Genomic DNA, 16100 nt, shown 5'->3' with positions numbered 1-16100 from the left:
CCCGTACGAGCCGCGTCACCGCCATATGTACGCCATATGTCCGCGGCCCAGTGCAGCGTCTCACCACCGCACCGCCGTGGCGGCACGCACCCCGATTCTTCCTGGCCGGAGCGCTGGTTGCGAACCCGGGGGCGGATCGGGGTGTCCTGGGACAAACCCCACGGTGATCTCGAAAGTCCCTTCGAGTATCCCTTCGGGCGGCGGCTTCGGCGTTGCGGCGGCCGCTTCAGCGTTGTAGTAGGGCGAACGACGCACCCTGGTCGTCGGTGACGACCGCGACCCTGCCGTACGAAGTGTCGAACGGCGTCGCCTGCACCCGGCCGCCGAGCCGGCGCACGGTGTCGAGGGCCTCGTCGCAGTCCTCGACCCCGAAGTGGACGAGGAAGTGCGGCGGCATCTCGGCGGGGAAGACGTCGGAGACCGGGGCGCGGCCGAAGTCGGGGTCGGCGTCCGGCCCGAACAGCGCCTCGTGGAAGAGGTCGCCGTAGAAGGCGTTGGCGGCGGCGGTGTCCCGCGTGTACAGCTCGGCCCAGGCGAAGCCGCCCGGCCCGTGCCGCCGCCCGAAGCCCTCGTGGCCGTCGGCCTCCCACAGGCCGAAGACGGCGCCCTCCGCGTCCGTGACCAGGGCGAACGCGCCCAGGTCCGCGATCCGCGTCGGCGCGGTCACCAGCTGTCCGCCGGCCGCCCGGACCCGCCTGACGAACGCCTCGGCGTCCGGCGTCGCGAAGTACACCGTCCAGACGGTGGGCATCCGGCCGTCCGTCTTGGGGACGAGCGCGGCGACGGGCTCGTCCTCCCGCAGGGCCCAGACGGCGGCGCCGGGTGCCGCCCGGAACGTCCACCCGAAAAGCCCACCGTAGAACCGCTTGCCCGCCTCGATGTCGGAGAGCTGCGCGTCGACCCAGCAGGGGACGCCCTCCCCGTACGCGGATGCCCTGTTTTCGGCCATGTCGCCAACGTAACGGCCGCTCACGCAACGCGCAGACCAGGCACACCAGCCTCCGGACCCCCGCGCACCCCATTTGCAGTCGGCCGAATCGCGCTCCCATCCCCCCTCGGTAAGCTGACGGCATGACAGGACAAGTGCGTACCGTCGACGGCCGCGTGGCCGGTCGACGTGGGCAGGCGACCCGGCAGAAGCTGCTCGACTGCCTCAGCGAGATGCTCAGCTCCTCCCCGTACCGCGACGTCAAAGTCATAGATGTCGCCCGCAAGGCGGGCACGTCGCCCGCGACCTTCTACCAGTACTTCCCGGACGTCGAGGGCGCCGTCCTCGAGATCGCCGAGCAAATGGCCGCCGAGAGCGCCGACTTGGCGGAGCTCGTCGCGGGCCGCTCCTGGGTGGGCAAGGCCGGCTGGCAGACGGCGCAGGAACTGGTCGACGGCTTCCTCGACTTCTGGCGCAGAAACGATGCGATCCTGCGGGTTGTCGATCTCGGGGCGGCCGAGGGCGACAAGCGTTTCTACAAGCTCCGCATGAAGATCCTGAACTCGGTGAACAGCTCCCTGGCGGACTCCGTCGCCGAGTTGCAGTCCAAGGGCAAGGTCGACAAGGACGTGAACCCGGCGGCCGTCGCCGGTGCGCTGGTCGCGATGCTCGCGGCCGCGGCCTCGCACCAGAAGGGCTTCCAGACGTGGGGCGTCAAGCAGGCTGAACTCAAGCCGAATCTGGCGCTGTTGGTGCATCTGGGCATCACGGGAAAGAAGCCGACGAAGTAGCCTCCCCCCAAGCCGCCGGTGCGCGCGGCCTCGTCCCAAGTCCTGTCTGTCATACGGGCGGTGGTTCACCCGAGTGGACCGCCGCCTGTTGCGTTGTCCGGGCGGGCGCGCGCGTGACCCGGGCGCGCGTGACAATCGGGGCATGGAAACGGATCTGCACGAGCTGCTGAGGTCCTTGCGGGTCTGGGACCCCGAGGTGACCGAGCTGCCGGTCTTCGACCCGGACCGCCTGCCCGGCGAGCCGCTCGCCCTGTTCACACGGTGGTTCGCGGAGGTGGTGTCGGCCGGGCAGCCGGAGCCGCACACCATGTCCCTCGCGACGTCGGACGAGGCGGGCCTGCCCGACGTACGGGTGGTGATGCTGCACGGTGCGGATCCCGGCGGCTGGTCGTTCGCCACGCACGCCACGAGCCGCAAGGGACGGCAGCTGGCGGCGCGTCCGTACGCCGCGCTCTCCTTCTACTGGCCGGTCCTGGGGCGGCAGGTGCGCCTGCGCGGACCGGTCGCCGCCGCAACGGCCGAGGAGTCCCGGGCCGATCTGCGCGCCCGCTCGACGGGCGCGCTGGCCGCCGCCCTGACCGGCCGGCAGAGCGAGGTGCTGGGCTCCCCGGAGGACCTGGAGCGGGCGTCGCGCGCGGCCTGGGACAGGGCAACGAGCGAACCGGACGCGGTGGCCCCGACGTGGACCCTGTACCGCCTGGTCCCGGACGAGGCGGAGTTCTTCCAGGGCGAGGCGGGCAGACGGCACGTCCGCGTGCAGTACCGGCGCACGGGCGGCACGTGGACGACGCGGTTGCTGTGGCCGTAGGCCGGGCGGCCCCCGCACCTCGACGCCGGTCCCCGGCAAGGCGGGCGAGCCGGAGGCCCTCGCACCCCCGTTCCCCCTAGTGGTGGATACTCCCGCCCATGGCCGACTTCACACCACCCCCCAACAACCCACGCCCCGTCTACGTCGTCGGCGGCGGCCCCGGCGGACTCTCCGTCGCGTACGCCCTGCGCGCGCGGGGCATCCGCGCCGTCGTCCTGGAGAAGTCGGACCGCGTCGGCGCGTCCTGGCGGGGTCACTACGACCGCCTGCGGCTGCACACCACCCGCCGGCTGTCCGGCCTGCCCGGGCTGCCGATCCCCCGCCGCTTCGGCCGCTGGGTCTCCCGGGACGACCTGGTGCGCTACCTGGAGAAGTACGCCGAGCACCACCGCCTGGAGGTCGTCACCGGCGTCGAGGTGTCCCGGATAGAGCGCACCCCCGACGGCACCGGCTGGCTGCTGCACGCCACCGGCGGCCGGGAGCTGACGGGCGCCGCGGTCGTCGTGGCGACCGGCCACAACCACACGCCGCGTGTCCCGGCCTGGCCGGGCCGGGACACGTACGGAGGCGAGTTGCTGCACGCGCGCGAGTACCGGAACGCGAAGCCCTACGCCGGACGCGACGTGCTCGTCGTCGGCGCGGGCAACACCGGCACCGAGATAGCCGTCGACCTCGCGGAGGGCGGGGCCGCGAGCGTGCGGGTGGCGATCCGTACCGTGCCGCACATCGTGCGGCGGTCGACGGCCGGCTGGGCCGCGCAGTACACGGGCGTGCTGTGCCGCCGGCTGCCGACGGCGCTCGTCGACCGGATGGCCCGGCCGCTGGCGAGGCTGAGCGTGCCCGACCTGTCCGCGCAGGGCCTGCCCCGCCCGGACACCGGTCTGTACTCCCGTGTCCACGAGGGCGCCATCCCGGTCCAGGACGTCGGCTTCGTCGACGCGGTGCGCGGCGGCACGGTGCAGGTCGTGGCCGCCGTCGAGCGTTTCGAGGACGGCGAGGTGGTCCTGGCCGACGGCAGCCGCCTCGCGCCGGACGCGGTGATAGCGGCCACCGGATACGTCCGCGGCCTGGAGGGCGTCGTCGGGCACCTGGGTGTGCTCGACGGGCGCGGCAGACCCGTCGTCCGGGGCGCCCGCTGCCCGGAGCGGGCGCCCGGCCTGTACTTCACCGGCTTCACGAACCCCATCAGCGGCATGCTCCGCGAGCTGGCCCGCGACGCGGTGCGCATCGCGAGTGCCGTGGCCCGGGACGGCGGCGCTTGTGTGGCCCGGCTGCCGGGCTGACCGGCACCCTCGTTCAGGCGAGGGCCGGTGCCGGGCGGCGGCGGATCACCAGCGCCATGAGCGCCGCCGCCGCGCACAGGGCGCCGGACGCGTACCAGACCACGTCGTAGGAGCCGAAGGCGTCGCGGGCGGCGCCGCCGAGGAAGGCGACCAGCGCGGCGCCGACCTGGTGGGAGGCGAGGACCCAGCCGAACACGATCGCGCTGTCCTCGCCGTACTGCTCACGGCACAGCGCGAGGGTGGGCGGGACGGTGGCGACCCAGTCGAGGCCGTAGAAGACGATGAAGAAGATCATCGGCGGGTGCACGCTCGGCGCCAGCAGCATCGGCAGGAACAGCAGGGAGACGCCGCGCAGGGCGTAGTACACGGCGAGCAGGCGGCGCGGTTCGAAGCGGTCGGTGAGCCAGCCGGAGGCCACGGTGCCGACGACGTCGAAGACGCCGATCACGGCGAGCAGGGAGGCGGCGGCCGTGATGGGCATGCCGTGGTCGTGCGCGGCGGGCACGAAGTGGGTCTGGATCAGGCCGTTGGTGGACGCCCCGCAGATCGCGAAGGACCCGGCCAGCAGCCAGAACGGGCCGGTGCGCACGGCGGACAGCAGCACGGTGACGGCGCGCCGGGCGGCACCGGGCACGGGGGCGGGCTTCGGCACGAACTCCTTGGCGCCGTACGGCTTGAGGCCCACGTCGGCCGGGTGGTCGCGCAGCAGGAGCCAGACGAACGGGACGACGACGAGGGCGGCGAGCGAGACCGTGACGGCGGCCGGGCGCCATGCGTACCGGTCGACGATCCAGGACAGCAGGGGCAGGAAGATCAGCTGCCCGGACGCGGAGGCGGCGGTGAGGATGCCGGTGACCAGGCCGCGCCGCTCGGTGAACCAGCGGTTGGTGACCGTGGCCGCGAAGGCCAGCGCCATGGAGCCGGAGCCGAGGCCGACCAGCAGGCCCCAGCAGAGGATGAGCTGCCAGGCCTCGGTCATCCACACGGTCAGGCCCGAGCCGAGGGCGATCACGGTGAGGGCGACGGCGACCACGCGCCGGATGCCGAAGCGGTCCATCAGCGCCGCCGCGAAGGGCGCGGTCAGGCCGTAGAGGGCGAGGTTGACGGAGACCGCCGCGCCGATCGTGCCGCGCGACCAGTCGAACTCCTCGTGCAGCGGGTCGAAGAGCAGCCCCGGCACGGAGCGGAAGGCGGCGGCGCCGATGATCGTCACGAAGGTGACGGCGGCGACGAACCAGGCGCGGTGGACGCGGGGGCGGCGCCGGCCGGGTCCGGCGTCCTCGGCGGCGGTGGCGGCAGCGGTTGTCTCGGTCACGCCATAGAGCCTCCGGTCGGCGGGTCCCGCGATCGAGTGGCCCGAAGGACAGCATTCGTTAGGATCGGGCCATGACCTGGGACCCGGGCAGCACCCCCGCGCCGCCCTTCCGGCCGCACCGCGTCGTCGTCCTCGCCCTCGACGGGCTGCTCCCCTTCGAGCTGGGCATCCCGCACCGCATCTTCGGCCGCCCGAAGGACGCCCACGGCCGGCATCTGTACGAGGTCGTGACCTGCTCGGTCCGGCCGCCCGGCCCGGTCGAGACGGACGCCGACTTCTCGGTCCACGTGGCGCACGGCCCGGAGGCGCTGGCCACGGCGGACACGGTGATCGTCCCCGCGTCGTACGAGCTCGGCCCGGTCTACGACGAAGGCGTGCTGACCGACGAGCTGGCCGCCGCGCTCGCCCGGGTCCGGCCCGGCACCCGCCTGGCCTCCATCTGCACCGGCGTCTACGTCCTGGCCGCCGCCGGTTACCTGGACGGCCGCCCGGCGACCACGCACTGGGCGGACGCGGAGCGCCTCCAGCGGCTCTTCCCGCGCGTCGAGGTCGACCCGGGCGGGCTGTTCGTCGACGACGGCGACGTCCTGACCTCGGCGGGGGTCGCCGCCGGCATCGACCTGTGCCTGCACATGGTGCGCCGCGACCACGGCGCGGCGGTCGCCAACGAGATCGCGCGCCGTACGGTCGTGCCGCCGCACCGGGACGGCGGGCAGGCGCAGTACATCGAGCGGCCGGTGCCCGATCCGCAGCAGGCGACGACGACGGGGGCGCGGGCCTGGGCGCTCGGGCGGCTGCACGAGCCGATCCAGCTGCGGGACATGGCCGCCCGGGAGAGCATGTCCGTCCGCACGTTCACGCGCCGGTTCCGCGAGGAGGTCGGGGTGAGTCCCGGGCAGTGGCTCGCGCAGCAACGGGTGGAGCGGGCCCGGCAGTTGCTGGAGTCCACGGATCTGTCGGTGGACCAGGTGGCCCGCGAGGCGGGCTTCGGCACGGCCCAGTCGATGCGCCAGCATCTCCAGGCGGCGCTGGGCGTCACGCCGACCGCGTACCGCAGGACGTTCCGGGTGGGCGGCGGGAGCAGGGTGTAGGCGGGAACGCGGGACGGGCGGGAGCGGGGCACGGGCGAGGCGCTCGCGAAAAGTTGTCCACAGGTTGTGGACGGAAGTCCGGCGGAGCGTCCGTGCTCGCCCTCGCGTCCGTCCTCGCGTTCGGTCGGCCGGCGGCGTGGCGCTTGCCCGCCCCGAGCACGGCTTCGCCCGCCGCCACCCGACCCGGCGTCCCCCGCCCGGCCTCCCGTGGCCCCGAGGAGACCGACGCCGTGTCACGACCCGCACTCGCCGAGGGCCTCCGTCACCAAGACCCTCGCCGTCCCCTCACGGCAAGTCGCTGCCACAAGCGTGATCAAACGGACAAGAGGCGTCAACACCTGGTCAGGCATTTATTACTTACGCACCTTTTGCGGCGGACGCGCACAGAAGCACAACCCCGGCGCACCACTTGACGGCCCGCACACGCCTCGCGTCCGACGTGCGCCCCTGCACCTCGGACCGCTACACCGCTTCGTACGCGAGCCCGTCGTACGCCGCGCCGCCGCCGTACGCGACGACTCCGCCCGCGCAGGCCGCGGCGCCGGAGGGCCGTTCACAGCGGTCGAGTTCGCACCAGATGCGCTTGCCGCCGCCCTCTCGCTGCCATCCCCAGCGGTCGGCGAGGCCGTCGACGAGGGCGAGGCCCCGGCCGCCGGTCGCGTCACCGTCCGGGCAACGGGGCACGGGGGCGCGGCTGCTGCGGTCGGCGACCTCCAGGCGGACGGTCGCGCCGTCCACCGCGGCGCCCGGCAGGGACAGCCGCAGCACCGCCGGACAGCCGGTGTGCACGACGGCGTTGGTGACCAGCTCGGAGACCAGCAGGATCAGGGTCTCGGCGATCGGCTCGTCGGCCTGTATCCCCGAGCCGGCGAGGCGTGAGCGGGCCCACTTCCGGGCTCGCGCCACCTCCGCGGGGTCGGGCCGGACCTCCAGCTGCACTTGAAGCACCTGCACCGCTCACACCATCCGAACCGGCGGACACTTGGGCTCGCGCCTCACGAGGGCCACGATCACAGCCATCTTCTGCATGGCCGGGACAGCGGCCGGGACGACAGGGGTCACGGAACGTGAATCCCTTGTGGCACAGCATGGTTGACGTACAGTCACGTCAACAAGCGCTTCGGGCATATTCCAGCGCGAAGGAGTACCCGTGCGGCATACTGTGCGACGCCCGCCTGCGGCCGGGTGCGCGCTCAGGACCACTCGCATCCACCACAAGGTACCGGAGCGGACCGCCGACTCCGGGCCGTGACGAGTCACACCCAGGACACAACCCGGTATCGACGCTCCGTGATCGCCCGGTTGTGCGGGCGGACTATTCCGGGACGGTGAAGTAGCGGGCGAAGGCGGACACGATCTCGTCCTCGCCGATCCGGCCGTCGGCGTCCGTGTCCAGGGCCGCCGCCGCCCGGGTCGCGACGTCCTCGCTCGCCCCGAGGCAGCCGAGCACGCGCGCGGTGGCGTCGACGGTGGCCCGGCCGTCGCCGTCGGTGTCCGCCACGGCGAGGGCGGCGTGCAGGAAGGGGCGGGCGATCTCGGCGAACCGGTCCGGGTTGTCGCGCAGGCGCTTGACCGCGCTGGTCACGAACTCCTCGCGGGTGATGCGCTGGTCGCCGTCCCGGTCGGCGATGCCGGCCATGCCCTGCCAGAACGCCTCGGCGCCGATGTACAGCGCCTGGCCCCGGTCGGAGCGGGCAGCGACCGCGAATTCCGTGAGCAGCGCCTTGGCCGCCGCGTTGAAGTCCGCGCGGTCGATGTAGCCGTTGCCGTCCTGGTCGAAGGTGGCGAAGCGGGCGGCGATCCTGCGCTCGTACTCGCTGCTGACCATGTCTTCTCGGGCCGCCTTACGTCGGGTGGGTGGGCGTCTTCGCTGGGAGCGTACGACGGCACGGACCGCGCCGGAGCGGGAAAACGACGCTTGTACCAAGACCGGGGAAATTCCGGTACAACGATGTTGCGCGTTATGCCGAGAGCGGGCCCGCGTCCGGGGCGACGGCCGCATCGGCGTCGGGGTACACGTCGAACAGCCGGCGGACGCCGAGCGCGCCCATGACCCGGTTGACGTGCGAGCCGTCGGCGGCCCCGCGGGCCGGCAGGACCAGCCGCAGACTGCCCCGGCAGGAACGTATGAGCCGGCGCGCGGCGATGAGGACGCCGACGCCGCTGGAATCGCAGAACCAGACCTCGGAGAGGTCGAGGACGAGACTGTGCCGGCCGTCGGCCACCGCGTCGTGAATGCCCTGACGCAGCACCGGCGATGTCACCAGGTCCAGCTCGCCCGACACCCGGAGCACGGCCCACTCGCCGTGCTCGGCACCGGTCACTTTGAACGCCACCACCATGCCCTTCGCTCGCCGGACCAAACGGAAGCAATTCTTACGCTTCCTTGCAGCGCGGCTGCCCAGCGGCCGTTCCCTGAAACACCGGGGCAGAAACCGATACCGATCGAAAGAGGCTTGTTCAAGTCGGCTTCGATCCTGTTCGATCGGGTCCGAGCGGGCGGGTGCCGGGTAGGCGCACCGGACGGCGCCCGCCCCCGGTGGTTCTCGCCCCTTATCACCTGCGGATCGTCCGAGGGCACACATTGACGCAAAGGGGCATGCGTTGTCAGACGTGCCGACTACATTCGAGGAGACGGTGGGGCGTACGCCGGACACCGAAAGGACCGCAGAAACCGGAGCCGAGCAGCGGGGAGGGGCCGCATGGCGAAGAAGGAAGCGCCGCTCCGCTGGGACCGCAAGATGCAGCAGCGGCTCGCACGCGGCGAGGCGGCGGCCCTCGGCGAGCTCTACGACCGGTTCGCCTCCCTCGTGCACGGCCTCGCCCACCGGGTACTCGGCGACGAGCGCGCCGCCGACGGCATCACCCGCGAGGTCTTCACCCACGTCTGGGAGCACCCCGACACCTACGACCCGAGGCAGGGCCCCCTGCGCAGCTGGGTCGCGGCGCTGACCCACCGGCTCGCCGTGCAGCGGCTGCGCGACACCGAGACCGCCGCCCTCGCGCGCGGCGGCGCCGGCAGCCCGGAGGAACTGGAGCGCAAGGTGCGCCACGCCTCCGTCGCGGCCCGCGCCGACTACATCGTGCAGTCCATGCCCGTGCCGCTGCGCGCCGCCCTGGAGTTGGCGCACTTCCAGCGCCGTGACTACCGCCAGACCGCCGCCGACCTCGGCGTCACCGAGGACGAGGCGCGCCGCCGGCTCCGCCTCGGACTCCAACTGCTGTCCACCGCGCGCGACGCCGGGGCGCCGGAAGCACCGCCCGGATACGGGGGTGCCGCGTGAGCGGAGCGGACCGGTCCGAGGCGTACGACGAGCACGGGGGTGAGCGGGGACACAGGGGATCCGGCGAAGACGGCGCGAGCCTCAACGAGCGGGAAAATCAGGGCAATCGCGACATTTCAGGAAGTCCGGGGAATCCGGGCACTGGTCTCCGGCCGGACGCGGACGCCGTGACGCCCGGACAGCGCCGTGAACCCGGGGGCGGCGCACCGGGCGCCGCGGCGGGGAGCGGCCGTGCGGAGGGACGTGACGGTGCGGACGGCGCCGGGGGCGAGGGCGCCCCTGGCGGCCCGCGCGGTGACGGCGGGGCGGGCGCGTCCCGGGGGTCCGGCGACGCGGGCGGCCCGGGCGGGCCGCGGAACGGCGGCCCCGAGGGCGGCGGCGAGCGCGGGCCCGGCCGGCCCCGCATACCTCTGCCGCGTGCCTCCGTCGAGGACGGCGGACGGCCGCTGCCCGCCCTGGAGGACCTCGGCGACCTGGCCCGGCCCGCCCCGCTCGCCCTGGAGCACCGGGTGCTGAAGTCACTGCTGGGCGCGTGGGCGCTGGCCGCCTGCTCGGCCGAGGAGGCGGCCGGCGTCGAGGAGCACCTCGGCGAGTGCGGCAGCTGCGCCGAGGAGGCCGTCCGGCTGCGGGACGCCGTCGGCCTGCTCCAGCGGCCCGAGAGCCTCGACCTCGACCCCGCGCTGCGCACCCGCGTCCTGGAGGCCTGCCTGGAGCGGCGCCCGCCGCGCATCCCGGTGCCGGAGTGGGCGACGGCGTACGACGCCGAGACCGCCCGGCTGGACGCGCTGCTCCAGGACTTCGGCGACGCCGAGTGGCACGCGCCCGTGCGGCTGCGCTGGTTCGCGGACGAGGAGGAGACGGACCGGCGCACGACGGTCGCCGGGGTCATCGCGCACCTGATGACGGTCGACGGCCTGGTCGCGGTGGCGCTCGGTCTGGCCGACCCGCTCGGCGACATCGCCGCCGAGGGCGGGACGCCGGCGGCGCGCACGGAGGCGTACTGGAGGTCGCTGCACCTTCCGCCGACCCGCGGGGTGCGGGCGCAGTGGCGCGAGCAGAGCCACGACCTGGTGCGGACGGTGTCGTTCACCGGGAGCGGCGCGGGCCGGATGCCGGTGTCGTACGGCGACTTCCGGCTGCCGCTGCACGACGCGATGCTGGACCGGGCCTTCGAGTGCTGGGTGCACGCGGAGGACATCGCGGACGCGGTGGACTACCCCTACGAACCGCCGTCGGCGCGGCATCTGAACCGGATGATCGACCTGGCGGCGCGGCTGCTGCCCGAGGCCCTGGCGGGCCGCCGCCGGGACGGCCGGGGCGCCCCGGCCGGTCACCGGCACCTGGTCGCGGCGGGCGAGCCGGGCCGCAGCCTGCGGCTGGAGATCGAGGGCTCCGGCGGCGGCGAGTGGCTGATCCCGCTGGACTCCCCCGCCGCGGTGGGCTCCGCCGAGCACGAGGTGGCGCACATCGCGCTGGACGGCGTGGAGTTCTGCCGCCTGGCCGCGGGCCACGTCTCCCCGGAGGAGGCGGCGGCCGGTCAGGTCGGCGACAAGCAGGCGATCAGGGACGTGCTGTTCGCGGCCGCGTCCCTGAGCCGCATGTGACGACCGGCACGGTCAGGCGAAGACGACCGTCCGTCGGCCGTTCAGCAGGATGCGGCGCTCCGCGTGCCACTTCACCGCGCGCGCCAGCGCCTGGCACTCCACGTCCCGGCCGATCGCGACGAGCTGGTCCGGGGTGACGTCGTGGCCGACCCGCTCGACCTCCTGCTCGATGATCGGGCCCTCGTCGAGGTCGGCGGTCACGTAGTGCGCGGTCGCCCCGATCAGCTTCACGCCGCGGGCGTGCGCCTGGTGGTACGGCTTGGCGCCCTTGAAGCTCGGCAGGAACGAGTGGTGGATGTTGATGATCCGCCCGCTGAGCCGCTTGCACAGGTCGTCCGACAGCACCTGCATGTACCGGGCGAGGACGACCAGTTCGACGCCCTCCTCGCGCACGATCTCCAGCAGACGCGCCTCGGCCTGAGGCTTCGTGTCCTTCGTCACCGGAACGTGGTGGAAGGGAATGTCGTACGACTTCACGAGTTCGGCGAAGTCTGTGTGGTTGGACACCACGGCCGCGATGTCCACCGGCAGCGCGCCGATCCGGGCGCGGAACAGCAGGTCGTTCAGGCAGTGCCCGAACTTGCTGACCATGAGGACGATGCGCATCCGCTCGTCGGCGCGGTGGATCTGCCAGTCCATCTGGAACGCGTCGCCGATGGCGGCGAAGCTGGCCCGCAGCTTGTCCACGGTGACGGGCGGCTCCGCCGAGAAGTGGACGCGCATGAAGAACAGTCCCGTGTCGTGGTCGCCGAACTGCTGGCTGTCCTCGATGTTGCAGCCGGTCATGAACAGGTAGCTCGACACGGCGTGCACGATGCCCTGCTTGTCGGGGCAGGACAGCGTCAGGACGTACTGGTCGGCCGGGGCCGCGGCTCGGGTGGACTGCTCGTTCATGCCGCACAGGGTCCCATATCCGGGCCCTTTGCCGGGGTGGCGTCCCGCTACGCGGACCGGGTCAGGATGCTCAGCACCTCGAGGCTGCGCGGCGGCGTGTCCGGGTCCTCGCCGTCGCTCGTGGCCAGCCTCACGTGCGCGTCGCGGGCCGCCCGCACCGCCTCCGGCCAGGCCTCGTGCTCCAGGTAGGTCTGCACGGGGGCGTCCGGGCCGACCTGGTGCATGATCCGCAGCACGCGCAGGACGGCGGTGTCGACGAGGGCGGCCTCCTGCGAGTCGCGGAAGATCGTGCCCACGTACTTCTCGGCCGACCAGTGGTCCAGCCAGGTGTCCTCGACCAGGCGGTAGACGGCGTCGGTGACGTCGCCGTAGCCGGCCGCGCCGGCGAGCCAGACGTCGCGCTGGAAGACGGGGTCGGAGAGCATGTGCAGCGCGGAGCGCACATTGCTGCGCCAGCGCCACCACGGCATGTCGTTCAGTGGCATGCCGCCCATGGTGGAGGAGCGACGGCCGCGACGGGAAGAGTTCTCCGAACCTTGCACGGTCACCGATCGTACGTTCCCGCCCGCGGGCGCCTCACCGGCCCCCGCAATTCACCCCGACGTCACCAGGCGTTGACCGAAGGTCACTCCCCGGTTAGCCGTGTGAGGGAATCGTGCGGGCACATGACCGGTAGGCGCCACCCCCGCAGCACATTCCTCTCCCGCCTCCTGACCCGACGCGTCACATCGACCGCCCTCACCACCGTCGCCCTGGCGGCGTGCGCCACGCTCGCCGCCGGCTGCGGGGTCGTCCCCGGTACCACGGGGGGTTCCGGGGACGACCCGATCACCGTCATGACCTGGGCGCCGATGGACACCGGCGCGACCAACAAACCCGGCATGCCGGCCTTCGCCCAGGCGTACGCGCGCTGGGCCAACGCCCACGGCGGCATCAACGGCCGCGAGCTGCGCGTGCTGGTCTGCAACGACCACAACGACAGCGTCGGAGCGGCGAAGTGCGCCCGCCGCGCGGTCAAGGAGGACGTCGTCGCGGTCGTCGGCTCCTACAGCCAGCACTCCGACGCCTTCCTGCCTCCCCTGGAAGGCGCCGGCATCCCGTACATCGGCGGCTACGGGATCACGACCAACGAGTTCACGAGCCCGCTGTCCTACCCGGTCAACGGCGGCCAGCCCACGCTGCTGGCCGGCCTCGGCAACGCCCTCGCGTCGAGCTGCGGGCCCGTCACCCTGGTCCGGCCGAACACGATCGCCGGCGACCAGCTGCCCGAGCTGCTCGACTCGGGCCTGAAGGCGGGCGGCCACCCGGCGGCGAGCGACCAGCTGGCCGAGGAGGACGCCACCGAGTACGACGGCCAGTCCGGGCTGGCGCTGCGGCGGGCGACCGCGGACGCGACGACGACCGGCTGCGTGGTGCCCGCGCTCGGGGACCGCACCAACACCTTCATGGACTCCTTCCGCCGCGCCCGCGACACCTACCCGGAGGTGCGGACGGCGACCGTCCTGGGCAGCGTCGACCAGACCTCGATCAACGCCACCGGCGGGGCGTCGGGCCCCTACGAGGGCTCGTACATCACCGGCTGGTACCCGGTGGCGAGCGACCCGCTGTGGGACCCGATGAAGAAGGTCATCCAGGAGACGGCCTTCGGCGACAACCGCATCGACGCGGCGGACGCCGGCGTGCAGACCACGTGGATCGCCTACACCGTGTTCCGCAAGGCCGTCGAGGCGCTCGGCGAGGGCGAGGTGACCGCCGACTCCGTGCGGGACGTCCTCGACGACGGTCTCGAGGTCGGCACGGGCGGGCTCACGCCGACGCTCCAGTGGAAGTTCCAGGACCAGCTCGCTTCGGTGGGCTTTCCGCGCCTGGTCAACACGAACGTGACCCTCCAGGTGGTGCGGGAGGGCCGGCTGGTGGCGGCGCGGAAGGGCTTCGTGGACGTGACGGAGACGCTGCGGGACGCGGATCTGTGAGCCCGCGCGCCCCCGCCGTCACAGCTGGGTGGGCCGGCGCTCGGTCAGTCCGTACTCCTTGGCGATCGCGTTCCACAGCTCGGACGCCTTGGCCTTCTGCTGCGTGGCGACGCCGCTCTCCCGGTTGCCCGCCGCCGTCTGGCCGGTGGTGAACGCCTGTCCCTTCTTGCACTTGCCCTTCTTGGCGGCGACCTGGTCGGCCCAGGCCGCGTAGTGGTTGTCGGCCGACGCGGACGCCTGCCACGCCTTGGTCAGCGAGGACGTCAGCGCGGCGTGGTTCGGCAGCTTGTCGACGGTCAGCCCGGACAGCCGCGTGACCAGCTCGGTGCGCTGCTTGGCCGCGTCCCGCAGGTCCTTGGCGGCCCCGGCGAGGTTCCGGCAGGACTTCACGTCGTTGACGGCGTTGATCACCGAGGTCCGGCTGTCGCCGCTGTCGGCCAGCAGCTTGTCCAGCTCGACGGCCTGGGGCTCGGCCGGGTCGGTGGACGGCGAGGGCGACTCCTCGCCGACCGGCGACGTCGCGGACACCGGCTGCTTCTCGTCGGCCTTCTCCTCGCCGCCGCCCCCCGCGAGGAGCGCGCCGGCGCCGATGCCGACGACGGCGATGGCCACGCCGACCGCCGCGATCAGCGGCACGCGCGAGCCGCTGCGCCCGCCGCGGCCTCCCCGGCCGCCGTCACCGTCGTACACGGCGCCGTGCCGGCCACCGCCGCCCGGGCCCTGCGGGGCGTGGGCGGCCTGCGCCGCGGCGTGCGGGGGGCCGGGCTGCTCGAAGCGGGGCATCTGCTGCGTGGCGCCCGCCGGGCCGGCCGGCTCGCTGCGGAAGAGGTTGTCGAACTCGGCGGGCGGCTGCCGCTCGCCCGGCCCGTCGGTGACCGGGGTGATGAACTGGGTGGCCTCGGCGTCGGGCCCGGAGGCCGGCGGCAGGGGGCCGCCCGCACCGTGCTGCTGGTGGCCCTGCTGCTGGTGCCCCTGCTGCTGGTGGGCGGCGCCCTGCGGGGCGCGGCCGAGGAACTGCGTGGACTCGGCCGGGGACTCGGCGCGCGCGCCGGCCGGCATCTCGGGCGGCAGGGCGCCGGGCCCGACCGGGGGTATGTACTGCGTCGCGCCCTCGTCGGCCGCCTGCGCGGCGACCGGCGGCAGGTACTGCGTGGCCTGGTCGGTGTGCGCACCGGGCGCGGGGGCGCCGGGCACCGGCGGCAGGTACTGCGTCGCGCCGTCCTCGGCGGACGGCAGCGGGGCGCCGGGGCCGCTCGGAGCGTGGGCCGCGCCTGCCTGGTGGGCGGGCGGCAGGGGCGCGGCGCCTTGGTGGCCGTACGTGCCGTCGGCGGACGGCGGCAGGGCGTGCCCCGGGCCACCGCTCTGGCCGGCGGGAGGCAGGTGCCCACCGCCCTGCTGGCCGTACGTGCCGTCGGCGGACGGCGGGAGAGCGTGACCCGGGCCACCGGCCTGGCCGGCGGGAGGCAGAGGCGCGGCGCCCTGGTGGCCGTACGTGCCGTCAGCGGGCGGCAGCGGAGCGGCGCCGTGGGAGCCGTGGTGGTGGGCGTCGTGGCCGGTGCCCGGGTGGGGCTGGGGGGCCGCGCCGTAGGCCGCCTGCGTGCCGTTGTGCGCCTGGGGCGCCCCGGCGTCGGGACCGGGCGTGCCCCAGGCGGCGTGCTGCTGCGGCGCGCCCTCAGGTGTGCCCCAGGCCTGCGCGGGCGGCGTCCAGCCCTGATCGGCCGGCGGGGTCTGCTGCTGGTCGGGGCCCCACGGGGTGCCCCAGGCCTGGCCGCCGGCCGGAGTCGTGGTGGGCGGCGGGGCGGGCGCGGGCCCGCCGGGCCGGCCGCTGCCGGCCGTGCCCGGCATGCCCGGCAGCAGCGGCTCGCCACCGTCGGAGGGCAGCACGATGCCTTCGCGCGCGGGGCGCGCCGAGGGCTCCTCGCCCTGTCCACTCTGCGTCACCGGGACTCCTACGATTGGGGGACCTTCGGAATCGTCGGCTCACGCTACCGGGTCCCCGGAGCCCCTTGCCACGCAGCACAGGACGTCGCCTCCTTCCCTGTGAGCGCGGTAACAAACCCGGGCCGCGCGACGCTGTTGATGTCACCTCCCGCGCCACGCCCAGTCGTTCTCCTCCCCTTCACGTGGAG

Annotated in this window: 15 protein-coding genes; 7 read left to right on the top strand and 8 right to left on the bottom strand. The window is 73.8% G+C overall.

Annotated features, from left to right (window positions below):
- Positions 1-226: 226 nt before the first annotated feature.
- Complete coding sequence (kbpA, locus tag ACZ7D7_RS14655) at positions 227-949, bottom strand: AfsK-binding protein KbpA (protein WP_470824539.1); 723 nt, start codon at positions 947-949, stop codon at positions 227-229.
- Positions 950-1083: 134 nt separating this feature from the next.
- On the opposite strand from kbpA, the gene ACZ7D7_RS14650 reads away from it, so the two are divergent.
- The 3 genes from ACZ7D7_RS14650 (at position 1084) to ACZ7D7_RS14640 (ending at position 3810) form a co-directional block, all read left to right on the top strand.
- Positions 1084-1719 carry a TetR family transcriptional regulator gene (locus ACZ7D7_RS14650; RefSeq protein ID WP_470824831.1) on the top strand — a complete coding sequence of 212 codons (636 nt, stop codon included), beginning with the start codon at positions 1084-1086 and terminating at the stop codon, positions 1717-1719.
- 142 nt (positions 1720-1861) lie between these two features.
- Positions 1862-2527, top strand: a complete 666-nt coding sequence (locus ACZ7D7_RS14645) for a pyridoxine/pyridoxamine 5'-phosphate oxidase (RefSeq protein WP_470824537.1) — start codon at positions 1862-1864, stop codon at positions 2525-2527.
- A 98-nt stretch (positions 2528-2625) separates the two neighbouring features.
- On the top strand, positions 2626-3810 hold the full coding sequence (locus tag ACZ7D7_RS14640) for a flavin-containing monooxygenase (RefSeq protein ID WP_470824536.1): 1185 nt from the start codon (positions 2626-2628) through the stop codon (positions 3808-3810).
- A 13-nt stretch (positions 3811-3823) separates the two neighbouring features.
- Here the strand turns inward: ACZ7D7_RS14640 and ACZ7D7_RS14635 are convergent, their stop codons facing one another.
- Complete coding sequence (locus tag ACZ7D7_RS14635; protein ID WP_470824534.1) at positions 3824-5125, bottom strand: MFS transporter; 1302 nt, start codon at positions 5123-5125, stop codon at positions 3824-3826.
- 71 nt (positions 5126-5196) lie between these two features.
- Between ACZ7D7_RS14635 and ACZ7D7_RS14630 the strand changes: the two genes are divergently transcribed.
- A complete protein-coding gene (locus ACZ7D7_RS14630; RefSeq protein ID WP_470824533.1) occupies positions 5197-6216 on the top strand; it encodes a GlxA family transcriptional regulator in 1020 nt (339 codons plus the stop codon).
- Positions 6217-6678: 462 nt separating this feature from the next.
- Here the strand turns inward: ACZ7D7_RS14630 and ACZ7D7_RS14625 are convergent, their stop codons facing one another.
- The 3 genes from ACZ7D7_RS14625 to ACZ7D7_RS14615 all read right to left on the bottom strand — a co-directional run bounded on the left by ACZ7D7_RS14625 (position 6679) and on the right by ACZ7D7_RS14615 (position 8558).
- The gene (locus tag ACZ7D7_RS14625; RefSeq protein ID WP_470824830.1) at positions 6679-7155 is read right to left on the bottom strand and encodes an ATP-binding protein; all 477 of its coding nucleotides are present in this window, start codon (positions 7153-7155) and stop codon (positions 6679-6681) included.
- Positions 7156-7531: 376 nt separating this feature from the next.
- On the bottom strand, positions 7532-8044 hold the full coding sequence (locus ACZ7D7_RS14620; RefSeq protein ID WP_470824531.1) for an EF-hand domain-containing protein: 513 nt from the start codon (positions 8042-8044) through the stop codon (positions 7532-7534).
- Between the two features lie 133 nt (positions 8045-8177).
- The gene (locus ACZ7D7_RS14615; protein ID WP_470824829.1) at positions 8178-8558 is read right to left on the bottom strand and encodes an STAS domain-containing protein; all 381 of its coding nucleotides are present in this window, start codon (positions 8556-8558) and stop codon (positions 8178-8180) included.
- A 360-nt stretch (positions 8559-8918) separates the two neighbouring features.
- On the opposite strand from ACZ7D7_RS14615, the gene ACZ7D7_RS14610 reads away from it, so the two are divergent.
- Both ACZ7D7_RS14610 and ACZ7D7_RS14605 read left to right on the top strand, forming a co-directional pair.
- Complete coding sequence (locus tag ACZ7D7_RS14610) at positions 8919-9500, top strand: sigma-70 family RNA polymerase sigma factor (RefSeq protein ID WP_470824530.1); 582 nt, start codon at positions 8919-8921, stop codon at positions 9498-9500.
- Between the two features lie 167 nt (positions 9501-9667).
- Positions 9668-11104 (top strand): maleylpyruvate isomerase N-terminal domain-containing protein, encoded by a 1437-nt coding sequence (locus ACZ7D7_RS14605; protein WP_470824529.1) that lies wholly within the window; start codon positions 9668-9670, stop codon positions 11102-11104.
- 12 nt (positions 11105-11116) lie between these two features.
- Here the strand turns inward: ACZ7D7_RS14605 and purU are convergent, their stop codons facing one another.
- Together purU and ACZ7D7_RS14595 are read right to left on the bottom strand one after the other, a co-directional pair.
- The gene (gene purU / locus ACZ7D7_RS14600) at positions 11117-11998 is read right to left on the bottom strand and encodes a formyltetrahydrofolate deformylase (RefSeq protein ID WP_470824528.1); all 882 of its coding nucleotides are present in this window, start codon (positions 11996-11998) and stop codon (positions 11117-11119) included.
- Positions 11999-12045: 47 nt separating this feature from the next.
- On the bottom strand, positions 12046-12546 hold the full coding sequence (locus ACZ7D7_RS14595; RefSeq protein ID WP_470824527.1) for an SCO4402 family protein: 501 nt from the start codon (positions 12544-12546) through the stop codon (positions 12046-12048).
- Positions 12547-12663: 117 nt separating this feature from the next.
- Between ACZ7D7_RS14595 and ACZ7D7_RS14590 the strand changes: the two genes are divergently transcribed.
- Positions 12664-13971: an ABC transporter substrate-binding protein gene (locus ACZ7D7_RS14590; RefSeq protein WP_470824526.1), complete on the top strand. Its 1308-nt coding sequence runs from the start codon at positions 12664-12666 to the stop codon at positions 13969-13971.
- 18 nt (positions 13972-13989) lie between these two features.
- Here ACZ7D7_RS14590 and ACZ7D7_RS14585 read toward each other — a convergent pair whose 3' ends face one another.
- The gene (locus ACZ7D7_RS14585; protein ID WP_470824524.1) at positions 13990-15912 is read right to left on the bottom strand and encodes a hypothetical protein; all 1923 of its coding nucleotides are present in this window, start codon (positions 15910-15912) and stop codon (positions 13990-13992) included.
- Positions 15913-16100: the final 188 nt, after the last annotated feature.

The organism is Streptomyces sp. NPDC037054, from assembly GCF_055606745.1.
Note: the sequence above shows the minus strand (reverse complement) of the source record. Positions and strands in the feature narration are given on the sequence as shown.